Source organism: Erythrobacter cryptus DSM 12079, assembly GCF_000422985.1.
Classification (GTDB): Bacteria; Pseudomonadota; Alphaproteobacteria; order Sphingomonadales; family Sphingomonadaceae; genus Erythrobacter; species Erythrobacter cryptus.
The window spans coordinates 75,249-93,941 of the sequence record NZ_AUHC01000011.1; the positions used below are offsets into that span (position 1 = coordinate 75,249).

The 18,693-nt window shown below is 68.4% G+C and carries 17 protein-coding genes and 1 tRNA gene; 6 read left to right on the forward strand and 12 right to left on the reverse strand.

The genetic code is table 11. The features are described 5' to 3' along the window. Positions 1-4: 4 nt before the first annotated feature. The 11 genes from G524_RS0108720 to G524_RS15420 all read right to left on the reverse strand — a co-directional run bounded on the left by G524_RS0108720 (position 5) and on the right by G524_RS15420 (position 10,222). Positions 5-898 (reverse strand): hypothetical protein, encoded by an 894-nt coding sequence (locus G524_RS0108720; RefSeq protein WP_027443376.1) that lies wholly within the window; start codon positions 896-898, stop codon positions 5-7. Positions 899-980: 82 nt separating this feature from the next. Beyond that, positions 981-1,787, reverse strand: a complete 807-nt coding sequence (locus G524_RS0108725) for a LytR/AlgR family response regulator transcription factor (RefSeq protein WP_027443377.1) — start codon at positions 1,785-1,787, stop codon at positions 981-983. Beyond that, positions 1,784-3,004, reverse strand: a complete 1,221-nt coding sequence (locus G524_RS0108730) for a sensor histidine kinase (protein WP_027443378.1) — start codon at positions 3,002-3,004, stop codon at positions 1,784-1,786. The genes G524_RS0108725 and G524_RS0108730 overlap by 4 nt, the downstream gene beginning before the upstream one ends. 87 nt (positions 3,005-3,091) lie before the next feature. After that, positions 3,092-4,090, reverse strand: coding sequence for a M48 family metalloprotease (locus G524_RS0108735; RefSeq protein WP_245561332.1), 999 nt, complete (start codon positions 4,088-4,090; stop codon positions 3,092-3,094). Continuing rightward, positions 4,087-4,806, reverse strand: coding sequence for a DsbA family protein (locus G524_RS0108740; protein WP_051221022.1), 720 nt, complete (start codon positions 4,804-4,806; stop codon positions 4,087-4,089). Before G524_RS0108740 ends, G524_RS0108735 begins: the two co-directional genes overlap by 4 nt. A 32-nt stretch (positions 4,807-4,838) precedes the next feature. Then, positions 4,839-6,206, reverse strand: coding sequence for a M48 family metalloprotease (locus G524_RS0108745; RefSeq protein ID WP_027443381.1), 1,368 nt, complete (start codon positions 6,204-6,206; stop codon positions 4,839-4,841). Between the two features lie 64 nt (positions 6,207-6,270). After that, the gene (locus tag G524_RS0108750; protein WP_027443382.1) at positions 6,271-7,899 is read right to left on the reverse strand and encodes a PAS domain-containing protein; all 1,629 of its coding nucleotides are present in this window, start codon (positions 7,897-7,899) and stop codon (positions 6,271-6,273) included. 94 nt (positions 7,900-7,993) lie between these two features. Continuing rightward, the gene (locus G524_RS0108755; RefSeq protein ID WP_027443383.1) at positions 7,994-8,446 is read right to left on the reverse strand and encodes a DUF2141 domain-containing protein; all 453 of its coding nucleotides are present in this window, start codon (positions 8,444-8,446) and stop codon (positions 7,994-7,996) included. Continuing rightward, entirely contained in the window at positions 8,446-9,225 is a 780-nt protein-coding gene (locus tag G524_RS15410) for a sterol desaturase family protein (RefSeq protein WP_036857672.1), read from the reverse strand. Before G524_RS15410 ends, G524_RS0108755 begins: the two co-directional genes overlap by 1 nt. A 56-nt stretch (positions 9,226-9,281) precedes the next feature. After that, on the reverse strand, positions 9,282-9,788 hold the full coding sequence (locus tag G524_RS15415; RefSeq protein ID WP_051221024.1) for an MmcB family DNA repair protein: 507 nt from the start codon (positions 9,786-9,788) through the stop codon (positions 9,282-9,284). Positions 9,789-9,820: 32 nt separating this feature from the next. Further along, the gene (locus G524_RS15420; RefSeq protein ID WP_051221026.1) at positions 9,821-10,222 is read right to left on the reverse strand and encodes a hypothetical protein; all 402 of its coding nucleotides are present in this window, start codon (positions 10,220-10,222) and stop codon (positions 9,821-9,823) included. 202 nt (positions 10,223-10,424) lie between these two features. On the opposite strand from G524_RS15420, the gene G524_RS0108775 reads away from it, so the two are divergent. The 3 genes from G524_RS0108775 to G524_RS0108785 all read left to right on the forward strand — a co-directional run bounded on the left by G524_RS0108775 (position 10,425) and on the right by G524_RS0108785 (position 13,576). Further along, a tRNA-Arg gene (locus tag G524_RS0108775) sits at positions 10,425-10,501 on the forward strand. A gap of 1,096 nt (positions 10,502-11,597) precedes the next feature. Further along, positions 11,598-12,653: a diacylglycerol/lipid kinase family protein gene (locus G524_RS0108780; RefSeq protein WP_027443384.1), complete on the forward strand. Its 1,056-nt coding sequence runs from the start codon at positions 11,598-11,600 to the stop codon at positions 12,651-12,653. Beyond that, entirely contained in the window at positions 12,650-13,576 is a 927-nt protein-coding gene (locus G524_RS0108785; RefSeq protein ID WP_027443385.1) for a hypothetical protein, read from the forward strand. Before G524_RS0108780 ends, G524_RS0108785 begins: the two co-directional genes overlap by 4 nt. Here the strand turns inward: G524_RS0108785 and G524_RS0108790 are convergent. Continuing rightward, entirely contained in the window at positions 13,573-14,109 is a 537-nt protein-coding gene (locus G524_RS0108790; RefSeq protein ID WP_051221028.1) for a DUF2141 domain-containing protein, read from the reverse strand. The two genes, G524_RS0108785 and G524_RS0108790, sit on opposite strands and share 4 nt — an antisense overlap. Before the next feature lie 230 nt (positions 14,110-14,339). Between G524_RS0108790 and rpe the strand changes: the two genes are divergently transcribed. Genes rpe through purH form a run of 3 tightly spaced genes read left to right on the forward strand, consistent with a single transcriptional unit; the run spans position 14,340 to position 18,493 of the window. Next, positions 14,340-15,002 carry a ribulose-phosphate 3-epimerase gene (gene rpe, locus G524_RS0108795; protein WP_027443387.1) on the forward strand — a complete coding sequence of 221 codons (663 nt, stop codon included), beginning with the start codon at positions 14,340-14,342 and terminating at the stop codon, positions 15,000-15,002. Continuing rightward, positions 15,002-16,885: a heparinase II/III family protein gene (locus G524_RS0108800; protein WP_027443388.1), complete on the forward strand. Its 1,884-nt coding sequence runs from the start codon at positions 15,002-15,004 to the stop codon at positions 16,883-16,885. The genes rpe and G524_RS0108800 overlap by 1 nt, the downstream gene beginning before the upstream one ends. A gap of 9 nt (positions 16,886-16,894) precedes the next feature. Next, complete coding sequence (gene purH / locus G524_RS0108805) at positions 16,895-18,493, forward strand: bifunctional phosphoribosylaminoimidazolecarboxamide formyltransferase/IMP cyclohydrolase (protein ID WP_027443389.1); 1,599 nt, start codon at positions 16,895-16,897, stop codon at positions 18,491-18,493. Positions 18,494-18,693 lie beyond the last annotated feature (200 nt).

The following is an 18,693-nucleotide window of genomic DNA, read 5'->3' on the forward strand; positions in this document are numbered from 1 at the left end:
AAATCTACTGTGCTTCGGGATCGCTGTGGGGTGCAAAAAAGCGTTCGTGCAGTCCGGCGATATAGATTCGCGCATTACGATCACCCTTGCGGGCCGCAGCCATGCTTTCGACAAGTTCTGCAAGCGCCTCCTTTCCACCGGCCCTGCCCTGAAGGAACTGCGTGATCGCCGCGATGTGGCTTTCGAGCAAGGCGCTGTCTTTCGCATAGGGATCGACAACTTCGGAGCGGGCCCTGTGGCTGCTGCTGCGCATCGCTCCGATCAGAACATTGTCGGGCGCCTTGTTCAGCTTGTCGATCGTATCGGCGTGGACGATCAGCTTCGCGCCTTCCTTGATGGCGGCGTGATCGACGGATTTGAGCATATCGAACAGATCCATGGCAGACTGACCGGCCTGTGCTTCGTTCTCGGACAGCATCACGGTGGCGAGGTGATAGTGCAAGAGACGCCACTCTTCGGGCTGTTCTTTGGCGGCGTGGCTTTTCTGCGCGGCATGGAAGATCAGAAATCGTCCCGCGGGCCCAACCATGGCCTCGAGCAGCAGTTCCTTGTCGCGCTGGAAAACGCTGGAGTTGCTCATTCCTGAATTGCGACCGGCACCCCTCCCTGCCTGTGCCACGGCTGCCCGTGCTATGACCAGTTCGAGCAGCAGACGGATCTCCTGCAAGCCGTCCACCACTTCGGTTTCACGACGATATTCTGCGGACTGCATGTGCAACGCGAGCACCAGCCCGACCGTGGCCACGATCAGGGCGAAAGACGATGTGATGGCGGCGCTGTTATCGCCACTGCCGGGCAAGTTGGCGCCGAATTCGAACACCAGCACCGCGATGCCGGCCAGAAACGAGAGCACGGCCAGAAGCCGAATGATGTTGCGATAGAACCGGATCGAAGTCATCAGCCCGCCCCCTTTCTCGCCACGAACGGGAGCACGCTGCTCCGGCAGGAGAGCGAGGTTGTCAGAGGCCGGGGCCCACTTGTCAATGCACGAAGCGCGCCACCACGTCCCGGTAGGAGCGGCTCACCTTCACCTCGGCACCCGATTCCAGCACCAGAAAGCATTCGCCATTGGTGTGCGGGCGCACCTGGCGCACCAGATCGAGATTGACGATGGTGGAGCGGTGGACGCGCTGGAACTTCCTCGGATCGAGCCGGCGTTCCAGATCCTTCATCGTCTCGCGCAGCACCAGCGAATTGTCGCCGGTGGAAATGATCATGTAATCGCCCGCGGCCTCGATGTGCTCGATGGTATCGACCTCGACGCGGAAGATCTGCCCGCGATCCTTGACATTGATGAGCTTTTCAAAGCGCCCCTCGCTCTCGCTCACCGCCTGGGTGGTCTCGACAAAATCGGCCACCCGCTCGGGCGCGACCTCGGCGAGCACGTCGAGCAATTGCCCGGCATCCTCGGCCGATTTCTTCTCGGCAAGGCGCTGGCGCACGCGCTCGATGGTGTCGGCCAGCTTGATCTCATCGACCGGCTTCATCAGGTAGTTGACGGCATTGGCCTCGAAGGCGCGGATCGCGTGCTCCTCATAGGCGGTGACGAAGACGAACAGCGGCGGCTCGATATCCATCACCCCCTTGACCACGGAAAAGCCGTCAAACCCCGGCATCTGGATGTCGAGGAAGACGAGGTCGGGCTTTTCGGTCTTGATCTTGCGGATCGCCTCGCGCCCGTTGGCGCAGGTGTCGATGATCTCGACGTCCTCAAAGGCAGCCAGGCGGTGGGCAAGGCCCTGGATCGCAAGCTTTTCATCATCGACGAGGATGGTTCTGATGGTCATGCCGAAGTTCCGATGGCTTGTTGGGGGGGATTGAGGGGGACGATCTTGCCCGCCTGCGCCGCCGGGCCGGGTGCCGGGGCGGCGGCGGGGGCAGGGGCCGGCGGCGCGGCCGGGACATAGGGGATTTCGATCAGCACGGTAAAGCCGCCGCCGGGCTGCGAGGAGGTCTCGAAGCGCTGGTTCTCGCCATAGGCCTGGATCAGCCGGTTGCGGATATTGGCAAGGCCCACCCCGGTGGAAACCGGGCGGCCAGACGCCGGATCGCCGCTGTCGGCGCGGCCGAAGCGCGCCGGATCGTCCGCCCCCGGGCCGGTGTCCTCGACCATCAGGCGCAGCCGATCCCCGATCACACGGGCGCTGAGCGAGATGCGCGCGCCCTCCTCCTGCGGGCTGACGGCATATTTGATCGCGTTTTCCACCAGCGGCTGGAGCAGCATTGCCGGAAGCTGCGCCTGGAGCGCGGCGTCCTCGATGGCGAAATGGGTGCGCAGCCGCTCCTCGAAGCGCATCCGCTCGATATCGAGATAGAGCTGCAGGGTCTCGATCTCCTGCGCCAGCGTCACCTGGCTTCCAGGCTCGGCAATCAGCGTGTGGCGCAGGAAGCTCGAAAGGCGGGTGAGCATGGCGTTGGCCGGCTCGGTCTGCTTGAGGAGCACCAGCGTGCTGATCGAATTCAGGGTGTTGAACAGGAAATGCGGGTTCAATTGATAGCGCAGCATGGCCAGCTGGGCCGCGGTCGCCTGGGCCTCGAGCCGCTCGAGCCGGTCGGCCTGCTGCTCGACGGTGAGGAAGAAATTGATCGCATAATAGAGCGCGCTCCACCCGCCCAGCAGCGTCAACGGCAGGTAGAGAAGGCCGATCAGCCGCTGCACGAAGGTGGTCTCGCGGCTGCCGGCGTAATAGATGCCCTGCACCCAGGCATCGATCGAGGCGTGGAGCAGCACCGCCACCACCAGCACCAGCGCGGTCACCCCCCAGGTCACCAGCGGGCGCTGGCGGATCAGCTGGCGATAGATCACCGAGAGGATGAGGCTGATCGAAAAGCCGGTGATGGTGGTCACCAGGATCAGCACCAGCAGATCGGGCGGCTGGCCATTGGCGAGCGCCGAGACCGCGCGCAGCAGGAAGGCGGCGCCCCAGCCGGCCAGCTGGAGGTTCCAGAACGCCCGGTTCTTGCTGGCGAAGAACGGCGCAGCCTGGAGCGGAAGCACGGACATGTCGCGTGTCATCTAGCCGATTTTGTCACACACCGCATGGGAAAAGCGCGGGTTTGCGCCGCGCTCCAGCCACGTCCCGGCGCGCCGCTAGCGCCTGGGATCGTCGGGCAGCCCGCCTTCAGGATCGATCTCACGGCGGAAATGGCGCGTCCAGTCGGCCCGGCCCTCGCGCGCCATCAGCGCGGCGATCTGAGGCAGTTCGGCGGCGATGAAGCGCGCGCGCTCGTCCCAGCCATCGTGCTTGCGCAGCCTGAGGATGCCGGCATCGTGCTTCGCCCCCCATTGCCGCATGAAGGTGACCCCGGCGGCCGGATCATAGCCGGCATTGGCGAGCAGCCAGGGGATCAGCCGGTCGGCCTCGCGCTCGGTGCGGCGCACGTGGCGGCGCGAGCGCCCGTTGCGATCGAGCCAGGCGCGGTGGCCGAGCACGTTGTGCGCCAGTTCGTGCGCGACCAGCGCGGCAAACACCGGCTCGTCATAGGAAAAGGCGGGAAAGCCGATGCCGATCACCACCCGCGCGCCATCGGCCACGGCCTTGTCGCCCTCGCCCATCAGTTCGAAGCGGGTACCGCAGACCTCGACCGGGGCGAGCCGCGCGCTCTGCCCATCGGCAAAGGTGATGGTGATGCCGCCGTGCTCGGTGAGCATCGCCTCGATATGGTCATGCGCGCGGGCAAGCCGCTGCCAGTCCATCCGCGGGCCGGCGGGCCAATCGTTGGGATCGAAGCGTTCGAGCCTTGCGATCTCGCGGTTGCGGGCAAACGCCCCGGCGGCGGCAGCGGGCGAGCCGCGCGCGGCGGTCTCGACCGCGAAATCGCGGGCAAGGCCAAGCGCCCGGCGGGCAATGTCGGGCGCGCCGTAGCTCGCCATGTCCTGGAGCTGCAGCCCGATTGCCGGCACGCTGCGCGGGCAGAAGGGGGCATTGCCGCGCGCCAGTTGCCAGCCCACGTCCTGCAGGCGCTGATCGGCCTCCTGAAAACGGGCGATCGCGGCGCGCTCGGCGGCATAGTCGATCGCCTGGGCGGCGAGCGGCGGGGCCATCACCCACCCCGCCAGCAGGGCCACCAGCAGCAGCGCCGCCCTCACCCCGCCTTTTCTCCGGCAAGCGCGGCCTTGAGCCGCTCATAGCCCACCGCTCCGCCGATCGGGCGGCGCCCGGCGATCCAGGCCGGGGTGCCGGTAAAGCCGAGCGCGCGGGCATAATCGAGATTGCGGGCGATCTCGCCGCTCACCGCCTCCGAGGCGGCATCGGCCTCGGCCCGGGCCATGTCGAGCCCCGCCGCACGCGCCGCCGCGGCGACATCGCCGGTGGCGAACATGGCATCGTGGAAGGCGCGGTACTTGCCCTGGAGCGCGGCGGCGAGCGCCATGCGCGAGGCCGCCTCGCTGCCCTCGAAGATCGGCCATTCGCGGATCACCACCTTGAGATCAGGGTCCTCGGCCACCAGCCGGTTCACGTCCTTGAGGCTGGCCTCGCAATAGGGACAATTGTAATCGGTGAACTCAACCAGCACCCGGCTGCCCCTGGGATTGCCCAGCACCGCACCTGGGAAGGGGGCAAAGACCTCATCGCCCATCGCCGCGAGGCGTTTGGCGGCTTCCTGTTCCTCATAGGCCTGGGCCATCTGCGGCAGGAGATCGGGATTGGCGAGCAGGAAGGCGCGGGTGCGCGCCTCGCCCAGCCCGGAATAGTCCCAGATCGCCGCGCCGAGAAAGCCGAAGACGAGCGCGGTGAGCGCGGTCAGCAGACTGGCGCGCAGGCCGGAAGGCGCAGCGGCAGGGGTGGGATGATCCTGGGGCATGTCCTCAAACGTGTGTGGCTATGCGCACGAGCCTAGCGCCGGTTGCGCGCGCGTTCCAGTTCGGCGCGCGCCTCGAGCGCAATATCCTGTGCGCGCAGCCAATCGGGCGAGCCATAGGGCAGATAGGCCTCGGCCGCCTGGGCATTCTGCAAGGCCTCGGGATAACGGCGGCTCATCACCTGCTGTTCGGCGCTGGCCAGGCGGGCGCGGGGAATGTCGCCGCGCGCCTCATAGACCACGCCGAGCTGATACCAGGCAAAGGGGTTGTAGCGATCGCGCTGCACCGAGGCGCGCAGCACCTGCTCGGCCTCGGCATAATTGGCCTTGTCCTCGGTGGCGATGAGCGCATGGCCGAGCATCGCGGCGATCAGCGGATGGGCGCGGGTCAGCTCGCTGGCGCGGCGCAGCGGGGCCAGCGCCTCGCGCACCCGGCCCGATTCGAGCAGCACCTGGCCCTTGAGCTCGAGAAACCAGGGATTGTCCGGCTCGGCTGCAAGCAGCGCCTCGGCCTCGGCGAGCGCGAGATCGACCCGCGCCTCCTTGTGATAGGCATAGGCGCGGGCATAGCGCGCAGGCACGCTGGTGTCGGAGGGCGGATAGGTGCGTAAGGTGCGCTGCGGCTCGGCGAGATAGCCGAACAGCTTGGCCTTGGCCCGCACGAAGCGCGCCTGCAACTCAGCGTCGGCGGGCGCATCCCAGGCGGGGTCTTTCTCGAGCAGATCGCGCAGAACCTGGATGCGATCGCCGGTGAGCGGGTGGGTGCGGGCATAGGCGGCCTCGTCGGCCTGGCTGTAGCCGGCGCGGATCTCGTTGCCGCGCAGCCGCTCGAAGAAGCGGATCATGCCCCGGCCCGAAATCCCCGCGCCCGAAAGATAGCGCGCCCCGGCAAGGTCGGTCGCGGCTTCCTGATCGCGGTTGAAGGACAGGAAGCTGCCGATAGCGGCCTGCTGCCCGGCAGCGATCACCCCCATCGCCGCATCGCCCGCCCCGGCAATCGCCGCACCGATGCCAAGGAGGAGCGAGAGCAGCGAGATATTGGTCGCCGCCCGGGTGCGCTCGTCGGTGCGCACCGCGTGCCCGGCGGTGATATGGCCAAGCTCGTGGGCGAGCACGCCCTGCACTTCCTCGGCGGTTTCGGCAGCCTCGATGAGGCCGGTGTGGACATAGATCGCCTGCCCGCCGGCAACGAAGGCGTTGATCGAGGGATCGTTGATCAGCACCAGCTCGACATGGCCAGGCTCAAGCTCGCTCGCCTCGATCAGCGGGGCGGCCATGTCGCGCAGCAATTGCTCGGTCTCGGCGTCGCGCAGGATCGACTGGGCCGCGAGCGGCTCGAGCGCAAGACCGAGGCTGGCGATCAGCGCGCAGGCAAGGGCAAGGGGCTGGAAGCGGCGGGGCATTCACCCCAAGCCTAGTGCGATTTGCCCTGAACGCAATCTGAAGCGTGGCGCGAGGGGGCGCGCCTCAGGCGCCGAGCTTGCGCGCCGCCCTTTCGATCTGGCCGATATCCTCGGGCAGTTCGCCGAGAATCTCGGCGCAGCCCACCTCGTCACGACGGATCAGCACCAGCGCGAATTCCGGCCCGGCCCCGTCGAGATCCTCGAGCGTGATGGCTGCGCGCGCGCGCAGCTGGGCGGCAATGGCCTCGCGCAGCACGCGCGGGGCCTCATCGGCGCGGCCCTGCTCCTCGCGGCGCAGGCGGCGTTCGGCCTGGACCACCGCCTTGATCCCGCCCTCGGTCTCGGCGAGGAAATCGGCCAGCTGCCCCTGGCCCAGCCCCAGCCGCCGGGCGTGGCTGAGCACCGCGGCATATTCGGTGAGGCGGGTCTTGTCGTAATCGGCGCCGAAGACGAGCTTGACCACCGGGGTCATCGGCGCGCGCTCCTGCACGGCAATGCCGGCCTCGGCAACGAGCGCGGCGTAGTCCTGGGGCGCGGCCGCAGCGGCGAGCGCGAAATCATAGGCGCGGCTCACCGCGGCATAGAGCGCGGCGCGGCTGCGATCCTCGCTGCTCTCGGCGCTGCGGGCAAGGCTCTGCGCGGCTTCGAGAAAGGCGCGCAGCCCCACCGCTTCGCCGCGCGGCGAAGGCATGTCGTCACGCGCGGCAAGCGGCACCCCATCCACCTCGCCTTCGTCGGCAGGCGGCGCGAATTCGGGGGCGAAATCGGCAAGCGGCCCTTCCTCCTCGAGCGGCACCGGCGGATAGTCGGCCAGGTTGATCGCCTTCTTGGCCGGGGCCTCGATATAATCGGCGAGCGAGGCGAAATTGTAGGGGCCGCTGTCCTCCTCGCCCTCGTCCTCGTCATAATCTTCTACATCAAGATCAAAGCGGCTGAAATCGGGCAGTGCCTCCTCATCCGCGTCCGCCTCGTCAGTGGCGAAGAACCCGGTCTCACGCGCCTCCGCCGGCATCTCGAGGCTCTCATGCGCCGGGGAATCGGCCCAGTCGGTGAGCGGTTCGGCCGGGCGCGGCGCGGGCGCGGGTTCGGACTCGAGGTCGAGCGCCTGGTCGATCTCGAGCAGCAGCTCGTCCGCGGTGATCTGGTCGGCCAGTTCCTTCCAGTTGATCACCCCGTAGATGAAGTCGATCGTGGCATCATCGCGCGAGAAGGGCAGCAGGATGCCGCGATAGAGGATCGCCGCCCCGCGCTGGTTGACGAATTCGGCCTCGAACCCGATCGGCGCCTGGTTGGCGAGGATTTGCAGATAGTGATCGGTGATGCGGCTGAGGAGCGAGCGCGGCGGCACATCGGAAAGCCGCAGGATCGGGCCCTGGCTGCCGCATTCCTGCGCGAGCCTTGCGCCCAGAAAGCGCACCTTGGGATCCTCGATCCCTTCGGAAAAGTCGAGCAGCACCGAATAGGGGCCGAAATCGGCAAGGCCCGCCGGATCGAGATCGTCGATATGCGGGAACATGCGCTCGCCCAAGAGGCTCGCCCAGTGGTTGTAGGCGCGCACCTGCATGCGGCGCTCGTCCTGGCCGATGGCCTCGGGCGGCAGGTCGCGGCGCGCGGCCGGCGCGGCGCTTTCGTCCTCGGGTGCGTCCCAGTCCCGATCGGCCTCGGGATCAAAGGTGCCGCGCAGAGTGTCCATGGCTGTCATCCGCCCCTTCATGCAGGTCTTGCCCGCAGGGTTTGGCGAGATGTGGTAAAGATCGCGTTAAGCCCGCGCAGGGCCGCGCAGGCCCTCACAGGAAATAGCGCATCCTGATGGTCATGCGGCTGGTGCCCTCGCCCTGGCGGAACACCGCATCGCCGAATTTGGGCGGCGCCATCTTGACCGGGGCATCGCGCGAGAAGCCATAGCCTTCGCGCGGCATCATCCCCATCGCCCGATCGGCCTTGCCGTTGCCGTTCTCATCGTGGAGCAGCGCGATCGCATAATCGCCCGGCGTCACCCCGGTGAAACGGATCTCGAGCCGCGCGGCCGCGGGCACCACCACGCGGTGCGAGGCCGGGTCCTTGATGCAGCGCGGGAAGATATCGGCCCGGCTGGTCATGCAGGCGCGCACCACGCCCTTGGTCGAGCGCAGATCGGTGACGGTGATCACCACCTCGCCCGCGCGCGCCTCGGCAGCGCCAAGCACGCCCGCCATAAGCGCGAGGGCGCCCGCCAGCCCCAGGCGCAATGGCGCCCCCATCAGGCTGCCTCCGGCCGGGCCGCGCCATGCCCGGCTGCCGCCACGATCCGCCGCGACAAGCCCCGGTCGGTGCCGCACAGGCGATCCCACACGCGGAAATAGAGGCCGAAATTGCATTGATAATCCTCGTGATGGCGTTCGTGGTGGCTCGCGGTGATGAGCCAGCCGCCCAGGGGCGAATGGACCAGCCAACGCGGGAAACATTCCCAGCCCATGTGGTTCGTCACACCCATGACGGTGGCGATGGTCAGCACCAGCCCCAACATGGCAACGTGGATGGGCACGATAAACACCAGGAGCGGCACCACCACCGCGCCGGTCACGGCCTCGATCGGATGAAAGCTCATCGCCGTCCAGGCGGTGGGCGGGCGGCTGGCATGGTGCACCGCATGGGCAAGCCTGAACCAGCGCGGCCGGTGCATCAGGCGGTGGCTCCAGTAGAAGCAGGTGTCCTGCACGGCGAGATAGATCAGCACCGAGATCGGGTGATACCACCAGGGCAGCGCCGCCCAATCGGCGGTGATCCTGGTCCAGCCAAGATGGTTCCAGGCCCACAGCACCATCCCCGCCGGAGCGCCATAGATCGCCGCGGAGAGCAGCGACCAGCCAATCTCGCGCCTGATCTGCGCGGCCTTGCCGGCATAAAGCCCCGGGCGCAGCCGCCCGGTCAGCAGCGCGAACAGCCCACTGGCGGCGAAATAGCGCAGCGCCACGATCGCGGTGACGGCAAGGCTGACGATCAGCAGCGCCAGCGGCACGGGCAGGTCAGGCGGCAACATGGCTGCGCTCTATGCCGCAAATGCACCGGTCGCGACAGGGTAAAGGCGCGCCGGCCTCATTGCGCGGCAAGCAGCGCCGCGCCCTGCGGATCGCACAGCGCCAGGTGCCGGCGCATGGCCAGGCGCGCAAGGCGCGTGGTCTCGGCCCGGCGCCGCGCCGGGGCCATGGCCCTGAGCGCTGCGGGGCGCAGGATCTCCGCATCGTAGGCATCGGCGACGATCACCCCGCAGACCTCCGGGCGATAGGCCGCCTGCTCGAGGGGCGCGCGATCAAGCCCCATCGAAAGCCCCCAGTAGAAGCGATCGCAGAAATCGAGATAGTCCTCCCACTTGGCATCGCCGAGCAGATCGGCGCGGGCCACCTTGATCTCGACGATCAGCACCTGCCCGCGCGCGTCGATCCCCATCAGATCAGCCCGGCGGCCATTGGGTAGGGGCACCTCGGCAAGGCACCAGATGTCGTTGCGGGCAAACAGCCGGGCAATGCCGCGCGCCACCGCAGCAGCGCCATGGCGCGGCGAATCGCTGGGGCCATCGCCGGGGGCAGGGGGTGCAGGGCGCATCGTGCCCCCGATGGAACAAACAATGAACTTCGTCAAGCCTGCGCGGTTGCCGCGGCAGCGGCGGGCGCAGGGGCGCCGAGCAGCGCGAGCATCGCCGCGCGCGCGGCGTGAAGCTCGCGCCACAGCGCCAGCGCCGGGGCGCAAGGATCCTGCCCGCGCGCCACCAGCGTCTCGAGCGCGGCAAGCCCGGCCGCGAGCATGGCGCGGCAATCCGCGATCGCCTGGGCGAGCAGCTGGCGCTGGCCGGGCCGGGCCGCGGCGATCAGCGGGGCAAAGCGCGTGGTGGTCTCGTCTGGCTCGGCGGCAAGGCGCGCGAGCAGAGCGAGGCGTGCCGCCTCGCCCTGGAGCGCCGCGAGCGCTCCGAGCAGCGCTTCGGCCTCGGCCTCCCGCGATGCGGCAGGCGGGAGAATCGTCTCGGGCGGAAGCGTGGCCATGGGGCCGAGCCTAGGCGGGCGTGCTTGCCGATTGGTTAAGCCTCCCCCCGCGGCGGGGCGCGAGAGGGGGCGCCGCCCCGGGACAGGGCGGCGCACCAGTGCGCAGGGCAGCGCGATCAGGAACATTTGTCTGGCGCCGCGCCGCGCCACTTGCTAAGCGCCCGTCCGCGCGCGATCAGCAGCGCGCAGCGCATGGCACCATGCACCCGTAGCTCAGCTGGATAGAGTGCTGCCCTCCGAAGGCAGAGGTCACAGGTTCGAATCCTGTCGGGTGCGCCACCGGGCTTTCTACGACGACAAGTTATTTGTCGGTAGTTAACTGAGCTAATTATTGCGAACAGCCAGTCTCAAGAAACAGCGCTGGCACAAGTTCGCCGCGAATTGGCGCTTTTCGACCGCCTTGCACATTTCTGAAACACGCTGAACTCATGGACTCAATGCCAATTGAGTCCGCGCGCGATTTTCGCTAGCCTCCGAGGGTGCCGTGTTGATGGAGGCTCTCTTTGGCTCGTTTGATTTGGCCTCGCGCTTCGAGACGTGAACCTGATCCTGCTCGATACCAGCAAAGGCCCGATTTCGTCTCGCGCGATCCGAGAGTTGTGGGCGCGCCGATAGAGCCACCTTCTGATCGAGTCTCGGTGCGAAATGTGGCAAAGCGCACAAAGAGAAAGCCGCGCCGCCCGAATGGAAGCGAGAAGACCAAATCACGCTACTTACAGTATATGCAGCAAGTCGAGGATAAAAACCGGGAGGCCCGCGAGCGCCGGAAGCGAGAGGTGATTAACAGGAGAAATTTTGAAGAGTACTTTGGAACGCCTGAATATAGGCAGAAATTATTGCAAGAGAGTCAAAATACTGCAAAGATAGTTAGATCGAGACGAGAAGACCTGCTAGCAACGGCTAGGAAAATTTTTTCCAATGACTCAGATCTGAAAAACCCATTCAGATTTCAATTGCCGAAAAAGTCCCCGCGAGGATCTTGATTTTATTGAGTTGGCTTGGGGTAATTTGGGGTGACCTGCTTATCGGCATGCCCAAAACACCTCAATCCGCCCGCAGCTGCTTACATGCTCTGCAGTTCGCTTGCCAAGCGAGCCGGAACAACAGTCTTCGGGCGTGAAATTTCTAAACTGTGCTGCGAGGGCAAGGTCAGGTGTCCGCAACGCAAGACTTTGCCTCGCGCTTTATCTTCCCAGCCACACGATCCCTGCCGCACCACAACTCCTTGAACGACGCTCGTCGCGCCGCGGCTGAGCTTTGTCGCGCGGCGCTTGCCCTTGCGCGCCGATCGGCGCTCCCTGCGCGCCCGGCAATGTTGCATTTCGGTTTCACGATTGCAGTGGAAAGTTGGTTTTCCGGCACCTATAGGACCACTATGGCGACCTCGATCTACGAATTTGCGCAATTGCCGCGGATGAAGCCCGCCGCCGCGCCCCAGGCGCGTCTGCGGCGGGTGCGCGATGCCGGCGAGGCGCCCACGGTCGGGGTGATCTACAACCCGCGCAGCCACCGTAACCTTGGTGCCGATTTCGATTGCGGGGTGTGCCCGCATGTTTACATCGCCCAGCCGCGCGCCCGCGCCCAGCTGCCTCAGGCGCTGGCCGAGCTGGCCGCACGCGGGATCGATCTTCTGGTGATCAACGGCGGCGATGGCACGGTGCGCGACGTGCTCACTTGCGGGCAGGCGATCTTCGGTGACAACTGGCCGGCGCTCGCGGTGCTGCCCAAGGGCAAGACCAACGCGCTCTCCTTCGATCTCGGAGTGCCCGAAAGCTGGACGCTGCAGGACGCGATCGACGCGCTCGACCATGGCGGGCGGGTGTGGCGGCGGCCGATGGTGATCACCCCGCGCAGCAGCGCGCCCGGCGCCCCGGGCGGTGCGATCGCGCAGGTCACCGGCTTCGTCCTCGGCGCCGGGGCCTTCACCATGGCGACCCAGGCGGGGCAGCGCGCGCATCGGCTCGGCGCCTTTGACAGCGCGGTGGTGGCGGTCACCGGGATCTGGGCGCTGCTGCAATCGCTGCTCGGCAGCCGCAGGAATCCCTGGCGCCGCGGCGCGCGCATGCGCATCGGCCTTGGCAGCGCCGAGGTGCCGATGGCGCACAGCGGGCGCGGCGATCCGGAAATGCGCCAGGTGCTGTTTGCCACCACGCTCGAACGCCTGCCCGCGGGCCTGCGCCCCTTCGGCCCGCTCAAGAACGGGCTCAAGCTGGTCGCACTCGATCAGGTCAGCCGCCGCACCACCGCGCTCATCCCGCTGATCCTGATGGGCTATATCCGCAAGGGCCTGCGCGAACGCGGCATCCACCAGCTCGCCGCCAGCCAGTTCACGCTGGCGATCGATGCGCCCTTCATCCTCGATGGCGAGGCCTTCCCCGCGGGCGAATACCGGATCGAACAGGGGCCCGAACTCGCCTTCGTCACGCCGTGAGCGCGCCGGAGGCGGCGCTGGCCGCGCGGATTGCCGCGCGGCTGGGCACGCCGGTCGATCCGGCGGTGCGCGCCTTTGCGGCGGCCCTCGGCGAAGCTGCGGGTGCGCGCGCGGTGCTGTTCTATGGCTCCAACTTGCGCACCGGCACGCGCGAGGGGGTGCTCGATTTCTACGTGCTGCGGCCCGCCGGGCGCGAGGCGATGATCTGGCCCGAGGTGAGCTATCACGAGCGCGCCGAGGCCGGGCAGATGCTGCGCGCCAAGGTCGCCACCATGCGCCTTGCCACCTTCGCCCGCGCCGCGGCGGGGCGCACGCTCGACACCACCATCTGGGCGCGCTTCGTCCAGCCGAGCGCGCTCGTCTGGTGTGCGGATGAGGCCGCGCGCCGCGAGGTGATCACCGCGCTCGGCGCAGCAGCCATCACCGCCGCGCGCCTTGCCGCCGCGCTCGGCCCGCCAAGCGGCAGCGCCGCCGATTATTGGCGCGCGCTGTTCCGCGCCACCTACCGGGCTGAACTGAGGGTGGAAAAGCAGGGCCGCGAGGAGGACATTATCGGCCACAACGAGGCCCATTTCGATGGGCTGCTGCCGCTCGCGCTGGCCGCCGGGGGGATCGCCCCGGGGGTGGAGGGCAACCGGCTGTCCCCTGCGCTTGCCCCGACCGAGCGGCGCCGCATCCTTGCCTGGTGGGGGTGGCGGCGGCGGCTCGGCCAGCCGCTCAATGTGATCCGCCTGATCAAGGCCAGCACCACCTTCAAGGGCGCGGCGCGCTATGCCGCCTGGAAGATCGAGCGCCACACCGGCATGGCGGTGCCGATCACCCCGTTTCGTGAGCGCTTCCCGCTGCTCGCCGCGCCGCAGGTGCTCTGGGATCTCCACCGCCACCGCCAGCGCCAGCGCCGCGCCGGCAAGGCCGGGAGTTAGAGATACTGCATGGTGATCGACAGGCGGGTGATGCCCTCGCCCACGGCAAAGCGCGTCTTGTCGAGCCCCGGCGGGCGCGGAATGCCGAGGATGCGGCCGATCTTGGGGTTGTTCGACATGCCCGCCCCGTCGGTGGAGATGTCGGTGTCGCGGTTGCCGTTGACATCGTGCTGGATGGTAAGCGCATATTCGCCCGGGCCGGGCACGGGCACGCACATCACCACGGTTCCGGGCTGGGGCCGCGCCTCGACCCTGACGATGTAGCGCCGGGACTTCATCCAGTCGCTCGCCCGGGCATGGTAGATCCGGGCAAACAGGTAGCCGCTCGAGGACTTGATCCCATTGACCGTCACCCGCACCGCCGGGCCTTTGCCGGGGGCGCACAGGCTGAGATCGTTCATCGCCTTGCGGGCATAGCCTGCTTCCTGCGCCAGCGCCGGGGCGCCAGCCGGGCCGAGCGCAAGGCCAAGCGCGGCGAGGGCGGCCAGCGCGCGGGCCGGGGCAAGGGTGAAGGCAGAAGCGGGAGCGATCATGGCAGGTCTCGGCTCGGCAAGGGTGAGAGAGGGGCGCAGCCCGGCGGGCGGGCGCGCTTTGGCATCAGGTTCTGGCGCGCCTATGGTGGCCTGCGCCTGAATTGCGGCTTAATCCTTAAGGGCCTGTGCGCCGCGGTGGAAAAGGCGAGGCCGCGCGCTTGTGCCGCGATTCGCGGCTCCCTTATGGCTGGGTGCGGATATCCCCGCCACCCGGGAGCCTTGCCAGCGCCATGCCCGCCCCGCTGATCTCGCCCTCGATCCTCTCGGCCGATTTTGCCCGTCTGGGCGAGGAGGTTCGCGCGATCGACGCGGCCGGGGCCGACTGGATCCATATCGACGTGATGGACGGCCATTTCGTCCCCAACATCACGATCGGGCCCGAGGTGATCAAGGCCCTGCGCCCCCACAGCGCCAAGCCCTTTGACGTGCACCTGATGATCGCCCCGGTCGATCCCTACCTCACTGCCTTTGCCGAGGCGGGAGCCGACATCATCACCATCCACCCCGAGGCCGGGCCGCATATCCACCGCTCGCTCCAGGCGATCAAGGCGCTGGGCAAGAAGGCCGGGGTGGTGCTCAACCCCGGCACCCCGGTCGAGGTGCTCGACAACCTCATGGACCTTGCCGATCTCATCCTGGTGATGAGCGTCAATCCCGGCTTTGGCGGGCAGGCTTTCATCCCCTCGCAGCTCGAGAAGATCGCCCGCATCCGCTCGATGATCACCCGCTCGGGCCGCGCCATCCATCTCGAGGTTGACGGCGGGGTCAATGCCGAGACCGCGCGCATGTGTATCGAGGCCGGAGCCGATGTGCTGGTCGCCGGATCGGCGAGCTTCAAGGGTGGGCCAGAACGCTACGCCGCCAATATCGCGGCGCTCAAGGGAGTTCGCTGATGGCGAGCGTGCTGCGCCCTCCGGCTGCCGCCCGCGCCGAGGCACTGGTCACACGCGCGGCGGAGCGCGAGGCGCTGGTGCTGCCGGGCGGGGCCGAGCCGGGCGTGGCGGACGTGGCCGCCGCGTCGCCTGCCACGCTCACGGCCGCGCCGCCCGCGCGGGCCCTGGCCCTGAGCGAGGCGATCGCGGTGCGATCGGGCCCTGGCGAGGCGCTGATCCGGCTTGCCTATCGCCTCGGCATCCCCGGCCATGCGCTGGCCCAGCCCTTCCGCCGCGCGCAGCCGGTGCGGGTGGTGGCGACGGTGGAAAGCCCCAACCGCGGCGAGCGCACGGCGGGCATCGCGCTGCGCGCCGGGCACTTCCTCATCAATGGCGTGCGCCTGCCGATCGCGAGCTTCGATTTCAGCCCCGCCGCGCGCCACGCCCCGGCGGTCGAACGGGTGGTGCACAGCTTTGCCTGGCTCGCCGATCTTGCGGCTGCCGCGCCGCGGCCCGAGGGCGTGCCGGTGGCCGAACGCATCGCCAAGGCCTGGCTTTCGGCCCAGCGCGAGGTCGGCAAGGGCCCGGCCTGGGAGACGGAACTTGCGGGCCTCAGGCTGGTCAATTGGCTGGTGCATGCCCCGCTGCTGCTTGGCGGCACCGACAAGACGCTCAAGACCCGCCTGCTTGCCGCCATCGCCGAGACCGCGACCTGGCTCGACAAGCGCGCCCCGCGCGAAGGCGCAGGGCTGGGCGCGGTGGCGGCCTGGGCCGGGGTGGTGGCTGCCGGGCTGCTGCTGCCCCAGGGGCGCCCGCGCCGGCTCTATGGCGAAGCCGGCCTCATCAAGGCCTTGGGCGACATGGTGGGCGAGGATGGCGGGGTGCTGGCGCGCTGCCCGGCAGCCCAGCTCGAGGCGATCCGCCTGCTCACCGATCTCATCGCCTGCTACGCGGCGGTCAACCTCACCCCGCCCGCCGCGCTGGCGGCGATCCGCGAGCTGCTGGTGCCGCCGCTGCTGGCGCTGCGCCACGGCGATGGGGGCCTTGGCAGCTGGCAGGGGCAGGGCGCGATCAGCGCCGAGCGGGTGAGCGCGATCATCGCCGCAAGCGGGGTGCGCACCCGCCCGCTCGCCGTGCCCGAGACCTGGGGCTATGCCCGGGTGAAGGCGGGGGAGACGCTGCTGCAATTCGACACCGCCCCGCCGCCGCCCGCACACCACACGCGGGTGGGCTGCGCCTCCACGCTCGCCTTTGAACTTTCCGATGGCCCGGCCCGGGTGATCGTCAATTGCGGCGGGGCAGCGCTCGCCGGGGGGCAGGTGCCTGCCCGCATCGGCCAGGCGCTGCGCACCACCGCGGCCTTTTCCACCCTGGTGCTCGACAACGCCAATTCCACCGCGGTGCTGCTCCACGGCCGGCTCGGCAAGGGGGTGGAGACCGTCACGCTCGCGCGCCGCAGCCTCGGCAGCGAGCGGCGCGGCGCCACCCGCATCGAGGCCGCGCATGATGGCTATGCCGCCCGCTTCGGCCTCACCCACCAGCGCATCCTCACGCTCTCGGGCGATGGCACCGAGCTTGCCGGCGAGGACCTGCTCATCCCCACCAGCAAGAACGGCAAGCGCGGCAAGATCGGCTTTGCCATCCGCTTCCACCTGGGGCGCGGGGTCGAGGTGCAGCTTTCCGGCGACCGGCGCGGGGCCAGCCTGCTGCTGCCCGATGGCAGGCTCTGGCAATTCCGCCTTGGCGGGGATAGGGCGGGCGCGAGCGAGATCACCCTTGCGATCGAGGACAGCCTGTGGGTCGATGGCGAGGGCCGCCCGCACGCCACCGAGCAGCTGGTGATCGAGGGCATGGCATGGCGCAGCGGGGGGCATTTCTCCTGGCTGCTGAAAAAGACGGGGTAGGCATCCTTGATGAGCGACAAGGCGATCCGGCGGGCGCTGCTGTCAGTGTCCGACAAGAGCGGCTTGGCCGAACTCGGCGCAGGCCTGGCGGCGCGCGGGGTGGAACTGGTGAGCACCGGCGGCACCGCCAGCGCGCTGCGCGCGGCGGGCCTCATGGTGCGCGATATTGCCGAGCTCACCGGCTTTCCCGAGATGATGGACGGGCGGGTCAAGACCCTGCATCCCCGGGTGCATGGCGGCCTTTTGGCGCTGCGCGACAACCCTGAGCACCGCGCGGCGATGGAAGCCCACGCCATCGGGCCGATCGACCTCGTGATCGTCAACCTCTATCCCTTCGAGGCCACCGTGGCCAAGGGCGCCAGCCGCGCCGAAATCATCGAGAACATCGATATCGGCGGCCCGGCGATGGTGCGCTCGGCCGCCAAGAACCACGGTTTTGTCACCATCATCACCGATCCGGCCGATTATCCGGCGCTGCTTGCCGAGATGGATGCCGAGGGCGGCGCCACCAGCCAGGCCTTCCGCACCCGCATGGCGGCCAAGGCCTATGTCCGCACCGCCGCCTATGACGCGGCGATCGCCAGCTGGTTTGCCTTTGCCGATCCCGAAGGCGAGGCCGCGCCCTTCCCCGAGACGCTCCCGATCGCGCTCAGGCGCGCCGACACCTTGCGCTATGGCGAAAACCCGCACCAGGCCGCGGCGGTCTATGTCCCTCAGGTCGTCGGCAGCCCCGGGGTGCCGCAGGCGACCCAGCTCCAGGGCAAGGAGCTGAGCTACAACAATCTGAACGATGCCGATGCCGCGCTCGAACTGGCGGCGGAGTTTGCCGGGGGCGCGCCCGCGGTGGTGATCGTCAAGCATGCCAATCCTTGCGGCGTGGCCCAGGCGCCGAGCCTGCTCGAAGCCTGGCAGGCCGCGCTTGCCTGCGACAGCGTCTCGGCCTTTGGCGGGATCGTGGCGGTCAACACCATGCTCGATGGCCCCACCGCCGAGGCCATCACCAGCATCTTCACCGAGGTGGTGATCGCCCCGAGCGTCTCGGACGAGGCGCGCGCGATCTTCGCGCGCAAGAAGAACCTGCGCCTGCTCGTATGCGGGGCCCTGCCCGATCCGCGCCGCGCCGGCCTTGCGCTGAAGACCATCGCCGGGGGCGTGCTGATCCAGTCGCGCGACAATGGCGCGATCGGCGCCGATGATCTCAAGGTCGTCACCAGGCGCGCGCCCACCGAACAGGAATTGAAGGACTGCCTGTTCGCCTGGACGGTCGCCCGCCACGTCAAGTCCAACGCCATTGTCTATGCCAAGGATGGGGCCACCGCAGGGATCGGCGCCGGGCAGATGAACCGGCGCGATTCGGCCCGCATCGCCGCGATCAAGGCGAAGGAAGCCGCCCAGGCCCATGGCTGGGATGCGCCGCGCACCGCGGGCAGCGCGGTGGCCTCGGATGCCTTCTTTCCCTTTGCCGATGGTCTGCTGGCCGCGGCCGAGGCCGGGGCCACCGCAGTGATCCAGCCGGGCGGATCGATCCGCGATGCCGAGGTGATCGCCGCCGCCGATGCGGCCGGGCTGGCGATGGTCTTCACCGGGATGCGCCACTTCCGCCATTGAGGTGGCGCGCAGCCCCCACCCCACCGCCTGCCGCAAGCCGCGAACGGCTCGGCGCGAAGCACTGGCGTGCGCAAGGTTTTTTCAGCGCCCCGGTAACCACATGGTGCGCGCAGCCTAACCGCGTCTGACCGCTGCATTCATCCCGGTGCAATTCGGCCCGGGCCATGGACGGGCGGCAAACCAAGCGAATCACGAGTTTC

Coding starts and splice junctions, on each gene's coding strand:
- G524_RS0108720 (WP_027443376.1), bottom strand. CDS start 898: ATGACTTCGATCCGGTTCTATCGCAACATCATTCGGCTTCTGGCCGTG.
- G524_RS0108725 (WP_027443377.1), bottom strand. CDS start 1,787: ATGACCATCAGAACCATCCTCGTCGATGATGAAAAGCTTGCGATCCAG.
- G524_RS0108730 (WP_027443378.1), bottom strand. CDS start 3,004: ATGTCCGTGCTTCCGCTCCAGGCTGCGCCGTTCTTCGCCAGCAAGAAC.
- G524_RS0108740 (WP_051221022.1), bottom strand. CDS start 4,806: ATGCCCCAGGATCATCCCACCCCTGCCGCTGCGCCTTCCGGCCTGCGC.
- G524_RS0108745 (WP_027443381.1), bottom strand. CDS start 6,206: ATGCCCCGCCGCTTCCAGCCCCTTGCCCTTGCCTGCGCGCTGATCGCC.
- G524_RS0108750 (WP_027443382.1), bottom strand. CDS start 7,899: ATGGACACTCTGCGCGGCACCTTTGATCCCGAGGCCGATCGGGACTGG.
- G524_RS0108755 (WP_027443383.1), bottom strand. CDS start 8,446: ATGGGGGCGCCATTGCGCCTGGGGCTGGCGGGCGCCCTCGCGCTTATG.
- G524_RS15410 (WP_036857672.1), bottom strand. CDS start 9,225: ATGTTGCCGCCTGACCTGCCCGTGCCGCTGGCGCTGCTGATCGTCAGC.
- G524_RS15415 (WP_051221024.1), bottom strand. CDS start 9,788: ATGCGCCCTGCACCCCCTGCCCCCGGCGATGGCCCCAGCGATTCGCCG.
- G524_RS15420 (WP_051221026.1), bottom strand. CDS start 10,222: ATGGCCACGCTTCCGCCCGAGACGATTCTCCCGCCTGCCGCATCGCGG.
- G524_RS0108780 (WP_027443384.1), top strand. CDS start 11,598: ATGGCGACCTCGATCTACGAATTTGCGCAATTGCCGCGGATGAAGCCC.
- G524_RS0108790 (WP_051221028.1), bottom strand. CDS start 14,109: ATGATCGCTCCCGCTTCTGCCTTCACCCTTGCCCCGGCCCGCGCGCTG.
- rpe (WP_027443387.1), top strand. CDS start 14,340: ATGCCCGCCCCGCTGATCTCGCCCTCGATCCTCTCGGCCGATTTTGCC.
- G524_RS0108800 (WP_027443388.1), top strand. CDS start 15,002: ATGGCGAGCGTGCTGCGCCCTCCGGCTGCCGCCCGCGCCGAGGCACTG.
- purH (WP_027443389.1), top strand. CDS start 16,895: ATGAGCGACAAGGCGATCCGGCGGGCGCTGCTGTCAGTGTCCGACAAG.